Source organism: Mesorhizobium sp. NZP2298 (assembly GCF_013170825.1).
In the GTDB taxonomy this organism is placed as follows: Bacteria; Pseudomonadota; Alphaproteobacteria; order Rhizobiales; family Rhizobiaceae; genus Mesorhizobium.
This window is the reverse complement of the sequence record NZ_CP033365.1, coordinates 523,252-538,655: the sequence shown is the minus strand read 5'-3', so window position 1 is coordinate 538,655 and position 15,404 is coordinate 523,252. Positions and strand designations below refer to the sequence as shown.

General features: G+C 63.8%; 14 protein-coding genes. 2 read left to right on the top strand and 12 right to left on the bottom strand.

The window, feature by feature from the left end; genetic code table 11:
* Positions 1-84: 84 nt before the first annotated feature.
* From iolB to EB231_RS02425, 6 genes are all read right to left on the bottom strand, one after another.
* Positions 85-897: a 5-deoxy-glucuronate isomerase gene (iolB, locus tag EB231_RS02450; RefSeq protein WP_172347436.1), complete on the bottom strand. Its 813-nt coding sequence runs from the start codon at positions 895-897 to the stop codon at positions 85-87.
* Positions 898-900: 3 nt separating this feature from the next.
* Positions 901-1,119: a DUF3329 domain-containing protein gene (locus tag EB231_RS02445; RefSeq protein WP_172347435.1), complete on the bottom strand. Its 219-nt coding sequence runs from the start codon at positions 1,117-1,119 to the stop codon at positions 901-903.
* A gap of 43 nt (positions 1,120-1,162) precedes the next feature.
* A complete protein-coding gene (gene iolE, locus EB231_RS02440; protein ID WP_172347434.1) occupies positions 1,163-2,080 on the bottom strand; it encodes a myo-inosose-2 dehydratase in 918 nt (305 codons plus the stop codon).
* A gap of 106 nt (positions 2,081-2,186) precedes the next feature.
* Positions 2,187-4,037: a 3D-(3,5/4)-trihydroxycyclohexane-1,2-dione acylhydrolase (decyclizing) gene (gene iolD, locus EB231_RS02435; RefSeq protein ID WP_172347433.1), complete on the bottom strand. Its 1,851-nt coding sequence runs from the start codon at positions 4,035-4,037 to the stop codon at positions 2,187-2,189.
* Positions 4,038-4,069: 32 nt separating this feature from the next.
* A complete protein-coding gene (locus EB231_RS02430) occupies positions 4,070-6,004 on the bottom strand; it encodes a bifunctional 5-dehydro-2-deoxygluconokinase/5-dehydro-2-deoxyphosphogluconate aldolase (protein ID WP_172347432.1) in 1,935 nt (644 codons plus the stop codon).
* Positions 6,005-6,228: 224 nt separating this feature from the next.
* Positions 6,229-7,074 carry a MurR/RpiR family transcriptional regulator gene (locus EB231_RS02425; RefSeq protein WP_172347431.1) on the bottom strand — a complete coding sequence of 282 codons (846 nt, stop codon included), beginning with the start codon at positions 7,072-7,074 and terminating at the stop codon, positions 6,229-6,231.
* Between the two features lie 239 nt (positions 7,075-7,313).
* On the opposite strand from EB231_RS02425, the gene EB231_RS02420 reads away from it, so the two are divergent.
* A complete protein-coding gene (locus tag EB231_RS02420) occupies positions 7,314-8,423 on the top strand; it encodes a Gfo/Idh/MocA family protein (RefSeq protein WP_172347430.1) in 1,110 nt (369 codons plus the stop codon).
* 12 nt (positions 8,424-8,435) lie between these two features.
* Here EB231_RS02420 and EB231_RS02415 read toward each other — a convergent pair whose 3' ends face one another.
* Positions 8,436-9,131 carry a helix-turn-helix transcriptional regulator gene (locus EB231_RS02415; protein WP_172347429.1) on the bottom strand — a complete coding sequence of 232 codons (696 nt, stop codon included), beginning with the start codon at positions 9,129-9,131 and terminating at the stop codon, positions 8,436-8,438.
* A gap of 129 nt (positions 9,132-9,260) precedes the next feature.
* On the opposite strand from EB231_RS02415, the gene EB231_RS02410 reads away from it, so the two are divergent.
* On the top strand, positions 9,261-9,896 hold the full coding sequence (locus EB231_RS02410; RefSeq protein WP_172347428.1) for a LysE family translocator: 636 nt from the start codon (positions 9,261-9,263) through the stop codon (positions 9,894-9,896).
* 47 nt (positions 9,897-9,943) lie between these two features.
* On the opposite strand, the gene EB231_RS02405 is transcribed toward EB231_RS02410, so the two are convergent.
* The 5 genes from EB231_RS02405 to EB231_RS02385 all read right to left on the bottom strand — a co-directional run bounded on the left by EB231_RS02405 (position 9,944) and on the right by EB231_RS02385 (position 15,306).
* Entirely contained in the window at positions 9,944-11,035 is a 1,092-nt protein-coding gene (locus EB231_RS02405; protein WP_172347427.1) for a 3-deoxy-7-phosphoheptulonate synthase, read from the bottom strand.
* Between the two features lie 474 nt (positions 11,036-11,509).
* Positions 11,510-12,304, bottom strand: a complete 795-nt coding sequence (locus tag EB231_RS02400) for an SDR family oxidoreductase (protein WP_172347426.1) — start codon at positions 12,302-12,304, stop codon at positions 11,510-11,512.
* Between the two features lie 37 nt (positions 12,305-12,341).
* On the bottom strand, positions 12,342-13,337 hold the full coding sequence (iolG, locus tag EB231_RS02395; RefSeq protein WP_172347425.1) for an inositol 2-dehydrogenase: 996 nt from the start codon (positions 13,335-13,337) through the stop codon (positions 12,342-12,344).
* A 122-nt stretch (positions 13,338-13,459) separates the two neighbouring features.
* Positions 13,460-14,227 (bottom strand): ATP-binding cassette domain-containing protein, encoded by a 768-nt coding sequence (locus EB231_RS02390; RefSeq protein ID WP_027040720.1) that lies wholly within the window; start codon positions 14,225-14,227, stop codon positions 13,460-13,462.
* Between the two features lie 2 nt (positions 14,228-14,229).
* Entirely contained in the window at positions 14,230-15,306 is a 1,077-nt protein-coding gene (locus EB231_RS02385; RefSeq protein WP_140770395.1) for an ABC transporter permease, read from the bottom strand.
* Positions 15,307-15,404 lie beyond the last annotated feature (98 nt).

Below are 15,404 nucleotides of genomic sequence, written 5' to 3'. Positions count from 1 at the left end.
TCGAAGGCAAATCGAGCCAGGCGGTCCTTAGCCGACGATTTTTTCAAGCTGGACCAACAACTTCAGCCGGCGCCACCGCAACGATCAGGTCTTCATCAACCATTCGTGCTCCGGGGCATTGTGGAATTTCCACGTCCGCTTCGGCCCGGCCATGACGTTGAGATAGTAGAGATCGTAGCCATGGCAGGCGGCGCAGGGGTGATAACCCTTGGGCACCAGCACGACATCGCCATCCTCGATCGCCATGGCTTCGTCCAGCGCGCGATGGCCGTTCTTGTCGGCGTCGGTGTAGACGCGCTGGAAGGCAAAGCCCTGTGGCGGGTTGAGGCGGTGATAGTAGGTTTCCTCGAGATAGGATTCATCAGGCAGATTGTCCTGGTCGTGCTTGTGCGGCGGGTAGCTCGACGTATGGCCGCCGGGCGTGATGACCTCGACCACCAGCAGCGAGTCCGCCGGCTTGCCTTCCGGCAGGATGTTGGTGACGTAACGCGTGTTGGTGCCCTTGCCGCGCACCTCCTGGCCGAGATCGTCCGGCCCGATCACCCGAACCGGCAGGCCGCCACCAAGGCCGGGCGCCGAGCACACCGCGAGTTCCAATTCGGTATCGGCCGTTACCGACCAGTCCGATCCCTCGGGAATATAGACCGACCACGGCTTGCCTTCGAAGGGTGACATGCGTTCCCCGAGCAGGCCAAGATCCTTGCCGCCGGCTTTCGCGGCACCCTTGCCGGTGACGAACACCAGGCAGACCTCGCGATCGTCCGTCTTTCCCGAGGCGCTTTTGCCTGGTTTCATCCGATGCAGGTCGAAGCCGACATAGGTCCAGCCAGCGCTTTTCGGCGTCACATGGGCGATGCGGCCATGGCCCTTGTCCGCCTTCACGAGCAGCTTCGACATGCCTTACTCCTTCGGTTCGGGCTCGGCCGTCGCCTTGTTCTCCTCGGCCGGCTTGTACAGATAAAAAAACTGCCAGACGCCATAGCCGGCGAAGCCGAGCGCGAGGACGCCCCAGAACGGCGTGCCGGTGGCGAACTCGATGATCGACCAGATGACGCAGACCGCGACGACGGCAACACGCCGCCACAAGGGCCGGAAGAAGGGGTGCTCGGAATCTTTCATCGGGCCAATCTACAGCAACCTGGCTCGCCGTGAACCCATCGCGTCAGGCATTCGGAAAACCCTGGGTCTCCACCGTGTAGCCGGCGGCCGTCATCACCCGCATCAGCTCCTTGTGGCCGACCTGCGCCATCTTGAGCGGCGGGTTCTTCTTCGGGTCCTGCTCGGCCTCGACCACGAACCAGCCCTCATAGCCATGGTCGGCGAAGCGCTGCACGATGGCGCCGAAATCGAGCGAGCCATCGCCCGGCACGGTGAAGGCGCCGAGCGCCACGGCGTCTAGGAAGGACTGTTTCGTGCGGTCGAGCTTGTCGATCACGTCCATGCGCACATCCTTCACATGGACATGGCTGATGCGCTTGTGGTGGTTGTCGATGGCGCGCAGCACGTCGCCGCCGGCAAAGGCCAGATGTCCCGCATCCAGCAACAGCGGAATGCCTTCGCCGGAATGGCGCATGAAGGCATCGAGTTCCGGCTCGGTCTCGACCACCGCCGCCATGTGGTGGTGATAGGAAAGCGGCATGCCTTGCTCGGCGCACCATTCGCCGAATTCGGTCAGGCGCCTTCCATAGGCCTTCATTTCGTCACTGGTGAGTTTCGGCTTGGTGGCGAGCGGCTTCGAACGGTCGCCCTGGATCGAGCGGCCGACCTCGCCATAGACGATGCAAGGCGCATTGACCGCCTTGAACAGGTCGATCATCGGCTGGATGCGGTCCTTGTTCTTGCCCATCTCCTCATCGACCAGCGTTCCGGAAAACCAGCCGCCGCACAGCGTCACGTCGGCTGCCTTCAGGATCGGCAGCATGACGGCGGGGTCGTTGGGAAAACGCCGGCCCATTTCCATGCCGGTGAAGCCGGCCGAACGCGACTGGCGCAGGCACTCCTCCAGCGACACGTCATCACTCAGTTCCGCAAGATCGTCGTTCCACCACGCGATGGGGGACATGCCCAGTTTGGCTTTCAAGTCGTCACTCCAGATTGGAACAGTTCATTCTTTGGCCGCTGGCGCCGCCCCTCATCCGCCTGCCGGCACCTTCTCCCGTATAGGGACGGGGAGAAGGGAGCTCGCATCAATCGCCGACGCTCTGCATCCGGCGCTTCTCGTCATAGGCCTTGCGCGCCGCGTTGACCTGCGGCCGCGCCGAGACTTCCGGCACCGCCACGTCCCACCAATGGCCGCCGGCATCGGTGGAAACCAGCGGATCGGTGTCGATGACCACAACGGTGGTGCGGTCGTTCCTCTTGGCCTTCTGCAGCGCGTTTTCGAGCCCGGCGATCGAGGGCACTTTCTCCGATATCGCGCCCAGGCTCGCCGCATGGGCGGCGAAGTCGACATCGGGTAGGATCTCGTGGCGCGCGTCCTTCAGGAGATTGTTGAAGTTGGCGCCGCCGGTCGCCATCTGCAACCGGTTGATGCAGCCATAGCCACGGTTGTCGAGCAGCACGATGGTCAGCTTCAAACCAAGCATCACCGAGGTTGCGATCTCGGAATTCATCATCAGGTAGGAGCCGTCGCCGATCATGACGACGACCTCCTGGTCGGGCTTGGCCATCTTGGCGCCGAGCCCGCCGGCGATCTCGTAACCCATGGTGGAGAACCCGTATTCGCCATGGTACGAGCCGGGCGCGCCCGCCTGCCAGAGCTTATGCAGTTCGCCCGGCAGGCCGCCCGATGCATTCAGCAGCGTCACGCCGGAGCCCATGGCCCGCTGCACGGCACCGATCACCTGTGCGTCGGACGGGAAAGCGGCATTGGTCGACGCTGTCACCTTGGCCGCCTCGGCCTGCCAGGCCTTCTTGCCGGTGGCCGCATTGTCGGTCCAGGCGGCAGGCGCCTTCCACCCCTTCAGCGCGGCACCGAGTTCAGCGAGCCCCTCGGCCGCATCGGCGACCAGCGGCAGCGCCCGGTGCTTGCCGGCATCGAAAGGCTGGACGTTCAGCCCAATGATGGTCTTGCCGGAATTCTTGAACAGCGCCCACGAGCCGGTGGTGAAATCCTGCAGGCGCGTGCCGATGGCGAGCACCACATCGGCTTCTTCCGCCAGCCGGTTGGCCGCCGAAGTGCCGGTGACGCCGACCGCCGCCATGTTGAGCGGATGATCGTCCGGCAGCGAGGATTTGCCGCCTTGCGTCTCGCAGACCGGAATGCCGGCGCCTTCGATGAATTTCGCTAGCTCGTCCGAAGCCTGCGAATACAGCACGCCGCCGCCGGCGATGATCAGCGGTTTCTTCGCACCCTTGAGCGCTGCCGCAGCAGCGGCAAGCTCGTGGCGATCCGGGCGCGGCCGGCGCTGGTGCCAGACCCGTTCGGCAAAGAAGCTCTCGGGATAATCATAGGCCTCGGCCTGCACATCCTGGCAAAGCGACAGCGTCACCGGCCCGCAATCGGCCGGATCGGTCAGCACCTGCATGGTACGGCTAAGTGCCGGGATGATCTGCTCAGGCCGGGTGATGCGGTCGAAATAGCGTGACACCGGGCGGAAGCAGTCATTGACCGTTGCCGTGCCGTCGGAAAAATCCTCGGCCTGCTGCAGAACCGGGTCGGGGATGCGGTTGGCAAAGACGTCGCCGGGCAAAAACAGGACAGGCAACCGGTTTACATGGGCGAGGGCTGCCGCCGTCACCATGTTGAGCGCGCCGGGTCCGATCGAAGAGGTTGCGGCCATGAAGCGGCGGCGGAAATTGGCTTTGGCATAGGCGATCGCCGCATGCGCCATCGCCTGTTCGTTGTGGGCGCGGAAGGTCGGCAATTCGTCGCGCACCTGGTAGAGCGCCTCGCCGATGCCGGCGACATTGCCATGGCCGAAGATCGCCCAGACACCACCGAAGATCGGCACCTTTTTTCCGTCGATCTCGGTCATCTGGCGGGACAGGAAGCGGGTCAGCGCCTGCGCCATCGTCAGACGGATTGTCTTGCTCATTGTGTTTCCTCCGCAGTCCTTGTGCCGCCTTCTTATGCCGCCTTGCGTCCGCGCGCGGCAAGCCACGCCTCGGTCAGCTGTTCGAAGCGCGACGCCATGTCGGCGACAGCCTCGTCATCCGACATCCTGCCGGCGAGCCACTCCTCGGCCGCGTGGACGAATATGGTGCGGCCGACGGCAAAGCCCTTGACGATGGGCGCCTTGGCGGTGGCGGCGAAAGCCGCTTCCAGCTCGTCCTGCGGCGCTTCCAGGCCAAGCAGCACGATGCCGCGGCACCACGGATCATGCTTCAGGATCACCGCTTCGATCCTCGCCCAGGCGCCGCTCGATGCCTGCGGCTCCAGCTTCCACCAGTCGGGCTTGATGCCAAGCGCATAGAGTTCCTCCAGCGCGCGCGGAATGGTCGTGTCGTCGAGCTTGCCGTGCTTGCCGGCGATGATCTCGATGAGAAGTTCCCGGCCGACTTTCCGTGCCGCCTCGAACAGCGCGCGCAGTTTCTGCTGCTGTTCTTCCTTGAGTGCCGCCGGATCGTCGGGATGATAGAAGCACAGGCATTTGATGCAGTGATCGACCGGCCATTCCACCAGTTGCGAGCCGATGTCCTGCGAGAACTCGAAGCGCAGCGGCCTTGAGCCCGGCAACTCGACGGGACGGCCAAGCCAGGCGAAGGGGTGCCTGGCGAATTCAAACATCGCCTCGCGGCCATGTTTCTCGTCGATCAGCATGCCGTAGCCGTCACGGCCTGCGGCGACCTTGGCCGCCGCCTTGACCGCCAGAACCTTGAAATCGCGGATGCGCGCGAGATCGGCGCCGGCCTTGGCCGCCACGTCCTCGAGCTGCACACGGTGGTCGCAGGCGAGCGCCATCAGCGAGGGGATGTCGCGCCGGCGGGTCGTTGCCCAATGGATGTGGTTGATCGCCTCGTCCTTGCGCAAGGCCCGGTGTTTGCTGCCGTTCTTGAGAAAGAACTGCAGCTCCTCGAAGGTCGGATATTCCGGCGCGCACAGCAGCCGCGACACCGCGAACGCGCCGCAGGCATTGGCCCAGGTCGCCGCTGTCGCATGGTCTTCCCCACCCAGCCAGCCGCGCAGGAAGCCGGACATGAAGGCGTCGCCTGCACCCAGCACATTGTAGATCTCGATCGGGAAACCCTTGCCGACGATGCCATCTTCCAGATCGTCGCTGATCGGTCCGTCATAGACGATGCAGCCCATGGCGCCGCGCTTGAGCACGATGGTGGCCGAGGACAGCGCGCGGATCGTCTTCAGCGCGCTCAGGCAGTCGTCTGCGCCCGAGGCGATCATGATCTCTTCCTCGGTGCCGACGATGAGGTCGCAATCGGGCAGCACCGTTTTCAGCTGGGCCGAGACGCGGTCCGACTTGACATAGCGCTCGAAGCCTTCGGCATGGCCGGCAAGGCCCCACAAATTGGGCCGATAGTCGATATCGAAGACAACCTTGCCGCCCTTGGCCTTCATGACGCGGATCGCCTTGCGCTGGGCGGCGTCGCTGTTGGGGCGGGAAAAATGCGTGCCGGTGACGACGATCGAACGCGCCGAAGAGATAAACGCTTCGTCTATATCCTCTGGCGCCAGCGCCATGTCGGCGCAGTCGCTGCGATAAAAGATCATCGGCGAGACGCCTTCGCTCTCGACCGAGAGCAGCACCAGAGCCGTCAGGCGCTCCTTGTCCGTCTTCAGGCCGTCGGTGCTGACGCCTTCGCGCTTGAGCTGTTCGCGGATGAAGCGGCCCATCTGCTCGTCGCCGACGCGCGTCAGCAGCGCTGAGCGCAGGCCGAGCCTGGCCGTGCCGACCGAGATGTTGGCCGGGCAGCCGCCGACCGACTTGGCAAAGGAGGTGATGTCCTCCAGCCGCGAGCCGATCTGCTGGCCATAGAGGTCGACGGAAGCGCGACCGATGGTGATGACGTCGAGCGGCGCCTGTTTTAAATCCACGGCTTCGCTCATTGGAACCTCCCGTCGGTCTTGTTGTCAGGAACAACATTTGTTTGGGTAACACGCGCGAGCGGCAGCGTGGTGCCAGGAATATGAAATAATAATTCCAATCCATAGTCAATATGGAATGAGCATTCCCGGACCGAAAAGTACGGAATCATGATCCCCGGTGGAGGCATGGGAAGCAAGAGCCAGCGCCCGATCTTGAGACTGGCCCGAGTCCAGCGAAGACAGGCTCAGGCCTTGCGCTTGCGGCTTGCGTCGCGCCGTTTCTCACCAACGCCGACGGTCAGCGCCATGGCCAGCGCCATCGTCGCCGACAGCGAACGGAAGCCGGCGAAGTCCGCCTCGGCAACCTCGAACCAGACCTTGGCGAACTGGGCAAGCGGTGAGAACGAGCTGTCGGTGATGGCAACGATCGGCACGCCCTGTTCGGAGATGGTGCGTGCTTCCTCGATGGTGGCCGGCGCATAGGGCGAGAAGGAGATGGCGATGACGGCGTCCGCCGGCGTCGCGAAGCCGACCATTTCGGCATTCAGGCCGGCGGCCGATTCGATCAGCTGGTTGCGGATCTTCAGCTTGCCCAGCGCATAGGCGATGTAGGTCGCCACCGGGTAGGAGCGGCGCTTGGCCAGCACGTAGATGGTCTGCGCTTTTGCCAGCAGCGAAATCGCGTCTTCCAGATGCGCGTCATCCAGCGTGCGGGAAATGTCGTTGAGCGAGGTGCTGGCGGCGGCGACGAATCCGTCGAAGATCGCGCGGTGGCCGGCGCCGCCCTCGGCCTTGGCGCGCAAGGCCTGCAACCGTTCATCGTAGGACGAGTTGCGCTCACGCAGCCGCTCGCGGAACACCTGCTGCAGGCTGGTGAAGCCGTCGAAGCCAAGCTGCTGCGCGAACCGGATCAGGGTCGATGGCTGCACACCGGCCGAAGCGGCGATGCTGGCGGCGGTGCCGAAGGCGATATCGTCGGGATTGTCGAGCGCATAAGCGGCGATCTGCGCGATGCGTTTCGGCAGGGTTTCGCGACGATCGAGGATCGTGTCGCGCAGCGTCTCGAAGTCGCGAGGTACCCGTTCGTCCATCGTCGGCCCGTCCAAGCTTGTCCAAGGCGCGTCAACGCGCGTTAGACCGTTTGATTCCATACATGTCGGTGTCCCAAAACCGCTGCGCACTTTTGGGCGACATGCATTGGAAGTGTCCTCTCTGCCCCATCATAGCGAGCCTGCGCAAGAACGCCATAAAAAATGAGGCAGACATTCCATTCCAAGAAAAAATGGATTAATTCATCCACGCAGTGCTTCAGGCAGCGGAGAAACGGAAAATGGTTGGCGTCGGTCTCATCGGCACGGGCTTCATGGGCAAATGCCATGCCATCGCATGGAGTGCCGTCGGCGCCGTCTTTCCGGACGTGGCCAAGCCCAGGCTTGTCCATCTTGGTGAGGTCAATGAGGAGTTGGCCCAGCGCAAGGCCAGGGAGTTCGGCTTTAACAAGGCCTCAGGCGACTGGCGCGCCGTCGTCAACGACCCGGAGGTCGACATCGTCTCGCTGACCACGCCCAACCAGTTCCATCCGGAAATGGCTATCGCCATTCTCCAAGCCGGCAAGCATTTGTGGTGCGAAAAACCAATGGCGCCAAGCTTTGCCGAGGCAGAGGCGATGGCGGCCGCGGCGAAGACATCAGGCAAGATCGCGGCCCTAGGCTACAATTACATCCAGAGCCCGGCCATCCGTCACATCGGCGCGCTGCTCGACGAGAAGATCATCGGCGAGGTCAACCATCTGCGCATCGAGATGGACGAGGATTTCATGGCCGATCCCGAAGCGCTCTTCTTCTGGAAGCACGAGGCCGCCTCAGGTTATGGCGCGCTCGACGATTTCGCTGTGCATCCGCTGTCGCTCGTCTCGGCCTTGTTCGGCCGCGTCTCCAGCGTCATCTGCGACATGGCCAAGCCCTATGCCGACCGCAAGCTGGCAACAGGCGGACGCCGCGCGGTCGAGACCTATGATATCGCCAGCGTCTTGATGCATTTGGAAAACGGCATCGCCGGCACGCTTCAGGTCAACCGCTCGGCCTGGGGCCGCAAGGGCCGCATCGCCATCCAGATTTTCGGCTCCAAGGGGTCGATCCTGTTCGACCAGGAGCGGATGAACGAAATCCAGCTCTATGTCACGTCAGATCGCCCGACCGAACAGGGCTACCGCACCATCCTGATGGCGCCGCACCACAAGCCCTACGACGCCTTCCTGCCGGCACCCGGGCACGGTCTCGGTTTCAACGACCTCAAGATCATCGAGTGTCACGAATTGCTGACGCGGCTAGCCGGCAGACCGGCGCGGCTCGTCGAGTTCGCCGAAGGTCTGGAAATCGAGCGCACCGTGCACGCCATGGCGCGCTCCTTCCAGGAAAAGCGCTGGGTGGATGTGCGGTAATGCAAGCGCGCCTCAGCCGCCGACGGCCGGGGTTTCCCAGCCGTCGACCCAGATCTGCCGCAAGCGGTCGCCTTCGCCCTTGAAGCGCAGCCCGGTCGGCTGGCAATCCTCGATCCGGTCGCTGCGGAAATTGCGGATCGCCTGACGCAACTCGCACCAGGCGACGATGTTGGCGGTCTCGGCATAATAGATGAGCGCGATCGGGCGGACGAGGCGCTCGGAGGCGCGGCCCATTTCGTCGCGATAGGAGAGATCAAGCTTCTCCTCGTCGCGGATGGCGCGGCGCACCAGCGCCAGGTCGATCGTGCCGGCCGACGGCGCGGCGAAACCCCAGGCATGCAGCGCATTGGCGTCGAAGGTCTGGCGCAGCGGCGGCGGCACCGCGCCGGCGATCTTGGCGCTGACACGTTTGGCCGCCTGTTTGAGCTCGTCGTCCCCCGTGCGCTCCAGCAGGGCCAGCGACAGGACGATCGCCTCCATCTCCTCGATCGAAAACATCAGCGGCGGCAGGTCGAAACCGGGGCGCAGGATATAACCGATGCCGCGCCCGCCCTCGATCGGCACGCGCATCCCCTGCAGGGCCGCGATGTCGCGATAGATCGAACGTACAGTCACTTCCAACTGCTCGGCAATCATTGCCGCCGTCACCGGCTGCCTTGCCAGCCGCAGGATCTGGATGATCTCGAACAGGCGTGACGCCTTGCGCATTTTCCTCACCCGGCTTCGATTCCAACTGACACACCATTGTCAGTTGGGTCGACCTATAGGACTGCCTATCGAATTGAAAATCAACAGGTTCCGCTGCGGCTTGGCGGAACGAGGCGGCAGGCAACTGACATGGGTTACGCGGAAAATCTCTGGCTTTTCTTTATTCTCCTGTTCGGCATCATCATCGTTCCGGGCATGGACATGCTGTTCGTGCTGGCCAATGCGTTGACCGGCGGCCGCGACAGGGGTTTGGCCGCGACCGGCGGCATCATGGTCGGCGGCATGGTGCACACGCTGAACGGCGCGATCGGCGTCGGGCTGCTGATGCATTTCGTGCCGGTCCTGTTCAAGCCGCTGCTGATCGCTGGCGCCGCCTACATGGCCTTCATAGGCATCTCGTTGATGCGCAGCTCCATCACCGTCGGTCAGGACGGGCCTGCCGGCAGCCGCTCTGCATGGAAGGCGTTTCGGCAGGGGCTGGTGACCTGCCTTGTCAATCCGAAGGCGTATCTGTTCGTGCTTGCCGTCTACCCGCAGTTCCTGAAGCCGGACTACGGCCCGATCTGGATACAGGCAACGGTGATGGGGCTGATGACGGTGCTGACCCAGGCCGCGATCTATGGCGGGCTCGCGATCACGGCTGGCCGCAGCCGCAACCTTCTGATCGCCAATCCACGGGCGACCACTCTTGCGGGCCGGGCGGCCGGCCTGTTGCTCTTCGCGGTCTCGGTCTTCACCGCTTGGGAAGGGCTGAGGGCGGCGTGATCCCCGGCTGAAACGGGAACCGCCGCCCTGCCTTGTCTCTGGCCAGATCAGGCGGCTCCCTGACGGTTCTCCAGCATGGCACGGCGAGCCGAGCGGCGCCATTCGACGGCACCGGCCAGGCCGTGCAGCACGGTCTCGGTGGTCGCCCAGTCGATACAGCCATCGGTGATGCTCTGGCCGTAGACGAGAGGCTTGCCAGGCACGACGTCCTGCCGTCCGGCGACGAGATTGCTCTCGATCATCAAGCCGATGATGCGCTCGTCGCCCGCCGCGACCTGGCCTGCCACGTCGGCCGCCACCTTGGGCTGGTTCTCCGGTTTTTTGCTCGAGTTGGCGTGGCTGACATCGATCATCAGCCTTGGCGCGACGCCGATGCGGGCGAGTTCGACCGAGGCCGCCTCGACGCTCGCCGCGTCATAATTGGGCTGGACGCCGCCGCGCAGGATGACATGGCAGTCCTCATTGCCGGTGGTGGTCGCGATGCCGCTGCGTCCGCCCTTGGTGACCGCCATGAAATGGTGCGGCTGGGCAGCGGATTTCACCGCCTCGCCGGCGATCCTGAGATTGCCGTCGGTGCCGTTCTTGAACCCGACCGGGCAGGACAGGCCCGACGCCAGCTCACGATGGATCTGGCTCTCGGTCGTGCGCGCGCCGATCGCGCCCCAGGCGACGAGGTCGGCAATGTATTGCGGGGTGGTCATGTCGAGGAATTCGGTCGCCGCGGGCAGGCCGAGATTGTTGACGGCCGAGAGCACATTGCGCGCCATCCGCAGCCCCTTGTCGATGTTGAAGCTGCCGTCGAGGTCGGGATCGTTGATCAGCCCTTTCCAGCCGACCGTGGTACGCGGCTTCTCGAAGTAGACCCGCATGACGATCTCGAGCCGGTCGGCCAGGGTCTCGCGCAGCGCCGCCAGACGGCTGGCATAGTCAACGGCCGCGACCGGATCGTGGATCGAACAGGGGCCGACGACGACAAGCAACCGGTCGTCGGACCCGTTCAAGATGGCGTGGATCGCATTGCGTGATGCGCTGACGGTGCGCGTCGCCGTCAGCGTGCGCGGGATCTCCCGCATCACCTGGTCCGGCGTGCTCAGTTCTCGGATTTCCTTGACCCGAAGGTCGTCTGTGGTGGTCAACACGGCTTTCTGCTCCTGTTAGGAGACCTGCCGGCTGAAACAAAAAAGCCGCCAGGTCTGGCGGCTGTTCGGATGTTGTTGCTGCAATCTTCAGATCGAGCGCAATCCTCCCGCCGCCAGCGAGCTCCTAAAGTACCAATACGTGGCGGACAGGTTGATCATGCGGCTCATATAGTCGATGCGGAGGCGTTTGTCACGTGCCTGATGGCTGTCAATTCCGGTAGGCCGAACCCTCGCGATTTCGCCATCCCTGGGCGAAGCAGGAGCGAAGCTCCGTCGCGGAGACCCTGGGATCCATTCCGCGACCTCAGTCGAAGGGTGCAGCGGAGCAGAATTCTGCACCGCGGCGGCGCTCAGGAGTCCCGGCATGGATCCCTTGGGCTGCGGAGCAGCTCCAGGGGTCTGCGCCGTGTCGCTGCGCTCCTTGCTCCGCCCGTGGATGACGAAGTGATCGGCGTTTCCGCCGGACCGTCGGCCCTACTCCGGTGACGACCCCGCAACGCTCTGGTCGTAGTCGACCAGCGATCCGGTCATGACCCCCGATTGCGGGCTGACCATGTAGCTGATCAGCCGGGCGAGCTGGTCCGGCTTCACCAACTGGCCCATCGGCTGCGCGGCTTCGGCCTTCGCCAGCCAGTCGTCCGGGGCGTCATGCCATTTCTTCTGCACGATATCCTCGCCCTCGGTGTCCATCCAGCCCGGCAGCACCGCGTTGCAGCGGATGCGGTTGAAACGATAGGCGTTGGCGACGTTCTTGGTCAGCGTCATCAGCGCGCCCTTGCTGGTCGAATAGGGCGTCAGGAAGGACTGGCCGGTATGTGCCGACATCGAGAGCACGTTGACGATCGAACCGGGAGCCTTCTTCTCCAGGAGATGCGCCACCACGCCCTGCATCAGGAAGAACGGACCGCGCACATTGGTGTCGAAGATCGTGTCGAACAGCTCTTGCGATGTTTCGACGAGCGAGCCGCGCGCCGACGTCGCAGCGGCATTGACCAGCGCGTTGATGGTGCCGAAATGCGAGAGCGCGGTCGCCACCGCGCGCTTGCAGTCGGCCACCTTGGAAACGTCGGCGCTGATGAAGATGGCGTCGACGCCCGACTTCTTGAGGGTGGCGACGGCCTTGTCGCCCTTCTCCTGAGAGCGGCCGATAAGCGCCAGTGCCCGGCAGCCCTCGTCGGCGAGTGCCTCGGCGACGGCGAAGCCGATGCCTTGCGCGCCGCCGGTGACGATGGCGCGTGTTTTCGAATTGCGATCGGCGGATGTGCTCATCGCCCTGCTCCTGTAGTTGGGATCCGAATTCCGGTACTTACTTGTCGAGGCGGACGGTCTTGCCCGTCGTCGCCGATTTCAGCGCCGCGTCCGCCAGCTTCAGCGCCACCAGGCCATCGGCGCCGCTTGGCGCTGCCTTCTTGCCCTTCGTCGCGGCCGTGATGAAGGCGGCTATCTCGTTGGCATAGGCGTCGAGATAGCGGGTCATGAAGAAGTCGTGCAAAGGCGGGCGGGTATAGCCCTTCTCGTTGGCCAGTTCGATCGACACCGGGCGCTGGTTCTCGGCCGCTATCATGCCTTTCGAGCCATGCACCTCGATGCGCTGGTCGTAGCCATAGGTGGCGCGGCGCGAGTTCGAAATGATTGCCTGCTTGCCGGACGCGGTCTCCAGGATGACGCTGACGCTATCGAAATCGCCGGCCTCGCCAATTTTCTTGTCGACGAGCACCGAGGCGTGCGCGCTGACCGCCACCGGCTCCTCGCCGAGCAGGAAGCGCGCCATGTCGAAATCATGAATGGTCATGTCGCGGAAAATGCCGCCCGAACGCTTGATGTAGTCGACTGGCGGCGGGCCGGGATCGCGCGACGTGATGGTGACCATCTCGACCGTGCCGATGGCGCCGTCGTCGATGGCCTTGCGCACGGCGGCGAAATGCGGATCGAAGCGCCTGTTGAAACCGACCATCAGCGTCGCCTTGGCCTTCTCGACCACGGCCAGGCACTTCTCCACCCGCTTGACGTTCAGGTCGATCGGCTTCTCGCAGAAGATCGCCTTGCCGGCCTTGGCGAAACGCTCGATCAGATCGGCATGGGTGTCGGTCGGCGTGCAGATCACGACGGCGTCGATGTCTTTGGATGTCTCGATCGCATCGATGGTGCGCACCTCGGCGCCATAGGCGCTCGCCAGCTCTTTAGCCGCCTTCTCGAAGGCATCGGCCACGGCCACCAGTTTGGCCTGCGGGTTGGAGCCGACGGCACGGGCATGGACCTTGCCGATGCGGCCGGCACCGAGGAGGGCGAAGCGAACAGTCATGGATATTTCCTCTAGGGGTGGGTTCGAGAGAGTTGTGTCCCGACCTTTCTTGTCGGGAAAGGTGGCAAGGCTATTTTCCTGGCGCGGCGGATCGTCCCGGAACCGGGAGACCACGCCCGGCCTCAAGCCGCGAGTTCCGCCTCTCCGGTCTTGGCGCCGGTGATGTAGGAGACGATGTCCTGGCCGTCGGTGTTCTCCTTGCGCAGATTGGCGACGATGCGGCCGCGCCGGAAGACGACGATGCGGTCGCACAGGTCGAACACCTGGCGCATATTGTGGCTGATCAGGATCAGCGGCTCGCCATTGTCCTTCAGCGTACGGATGATGTTTTCGACCTGCGCCGTCTCCTGCACGCCGAGAGCCGCCGTCGGTTCGTCCATGATGATCAGCTTGGAGGCGAAGGTCGCCGTCCTGGCGATCGCCACGCACTGGCGCTGGCCGCCCGACATGTGGCGGATGGTGTTGGAGAGATTGGGGATCTTCACCGCGGTGCGGATCAGTGCAGCCTCGGTTGCCTTGCGCATGTATTTGCGGTCGAGGATCGAGAACGGCCCGAGATTGAACAGCACCTTTTCGCGGCCAAGGAACAGGTTCGACGGCACGTCGAGATCATCGGCCAATGCCAGGTTCTGGAACACGGTCTCGATGCCCGCCGTGCGCGCTTCGATCGGCCCGGCAAAATTCACTTCCTTGCCATCGAACCAGATCTGGCCGCTGGTGCGCTGCTCGACCGCGGTGATCTGGCGCACGAAGGTCGATTTGCCGGCGCCATTGTCACCCATGATGGCGACATGCTCGCCCTTGCGCAGCTCGAAGTTGGCGCCCTCGAGCGCATGCACGCCGCCATAGCGTTTGGTGAGGTTTTCGGTCTTCAGGACGATGTCTGACATGGTCAAGCCCTCAATGCCCGCAGGCGTTGGCGCCACTGGTCGAGAACGACCGCGCCGACGATGATCACGCCCTTGACCATCTCCTGGTAGTAGGCGTCGAGGCGCAGGAAGGTGAAGCCGGAGATGATGACGCCGAAGATCAGCGAACCGATCACCGTGCCGATGATCGAGCCGCGGCCGCCCGACAGGGAGACGCCGCCGATGACCGCCATGGCGATGGCGTCGAGTTCGTACATCACGCCCATGCCGGCCTGGGCGGTGAGGTTCTTGGAGGAGAGCACCACGGCGGCGAGCGAGGCGAGAATGCCGGCGATGACGTAGACCAGGATCTTGTGGTTGGCGATCTTGATGCCGGACATGCGCGCGGCGTCCTCATTGGAGCCGATCGCATAGCAGTGCTTGCCGTAGCGGGTGTAGGTCAGGATCAGTTGGAACAGCACCGCCAGCGACAGGAAGATGATGACAGGCATCAGACCCTTGCCGATCGCGGCGAAGCTGTCGGTGGGAAACGAGATCGGTTGGCCCTTGGACCACCATTTGGCGATGCCGCGCGCGGTCACCATCATGCCGAGCGTGGCGATGAAGGGCGGAATGCGCGTGTAGGCGATCAAGGCGCCGTTGACGAGGCCGGCCAGCAGGCCGCAGCCGATCGCGACCAGCAGCGGCACGATCACAGGCAGGTCGGTCCAGCCTTGCGCCAGGAACATCGCCTTGGGATTTGGGTTGCCGTTGACGGTTGCCACCTGGGCGAAACTCATGGCGATCATGGCGGTGGCGCCGACAATCGAACCCGAGGACAGGTCGATACCTCCGGTGATGATCACCTGCGTCACGCCGATGGCGATGATGCCGACGATCGACACCTGCAGGATGATGATCTGCAGGCGCGCCTCGTTGAAGATGCCGCCGACGTCGCTGCGGGTGTTGAACAGGAAACTGTCGCCGAGAAAGACCCGGCCGATCACTTCAAAGGCGACGACGAGGATGACAAGCGCCAGGAAAACATTGAGCTCGGCCGGCCATGCGCGCTTCTTCGCATCGTAGGTGAGCCCTCCGACGCCATGGGATGTCTGTGACAATCTTCTATCCTCCGTCAGCCGCGGTCGTTCCTCGATCGCCTTCAGGCGCTGAGGGAAAGAGGAGCGGCGCCTTCTTTGGCGCGAAAGCGCCGCTCCGT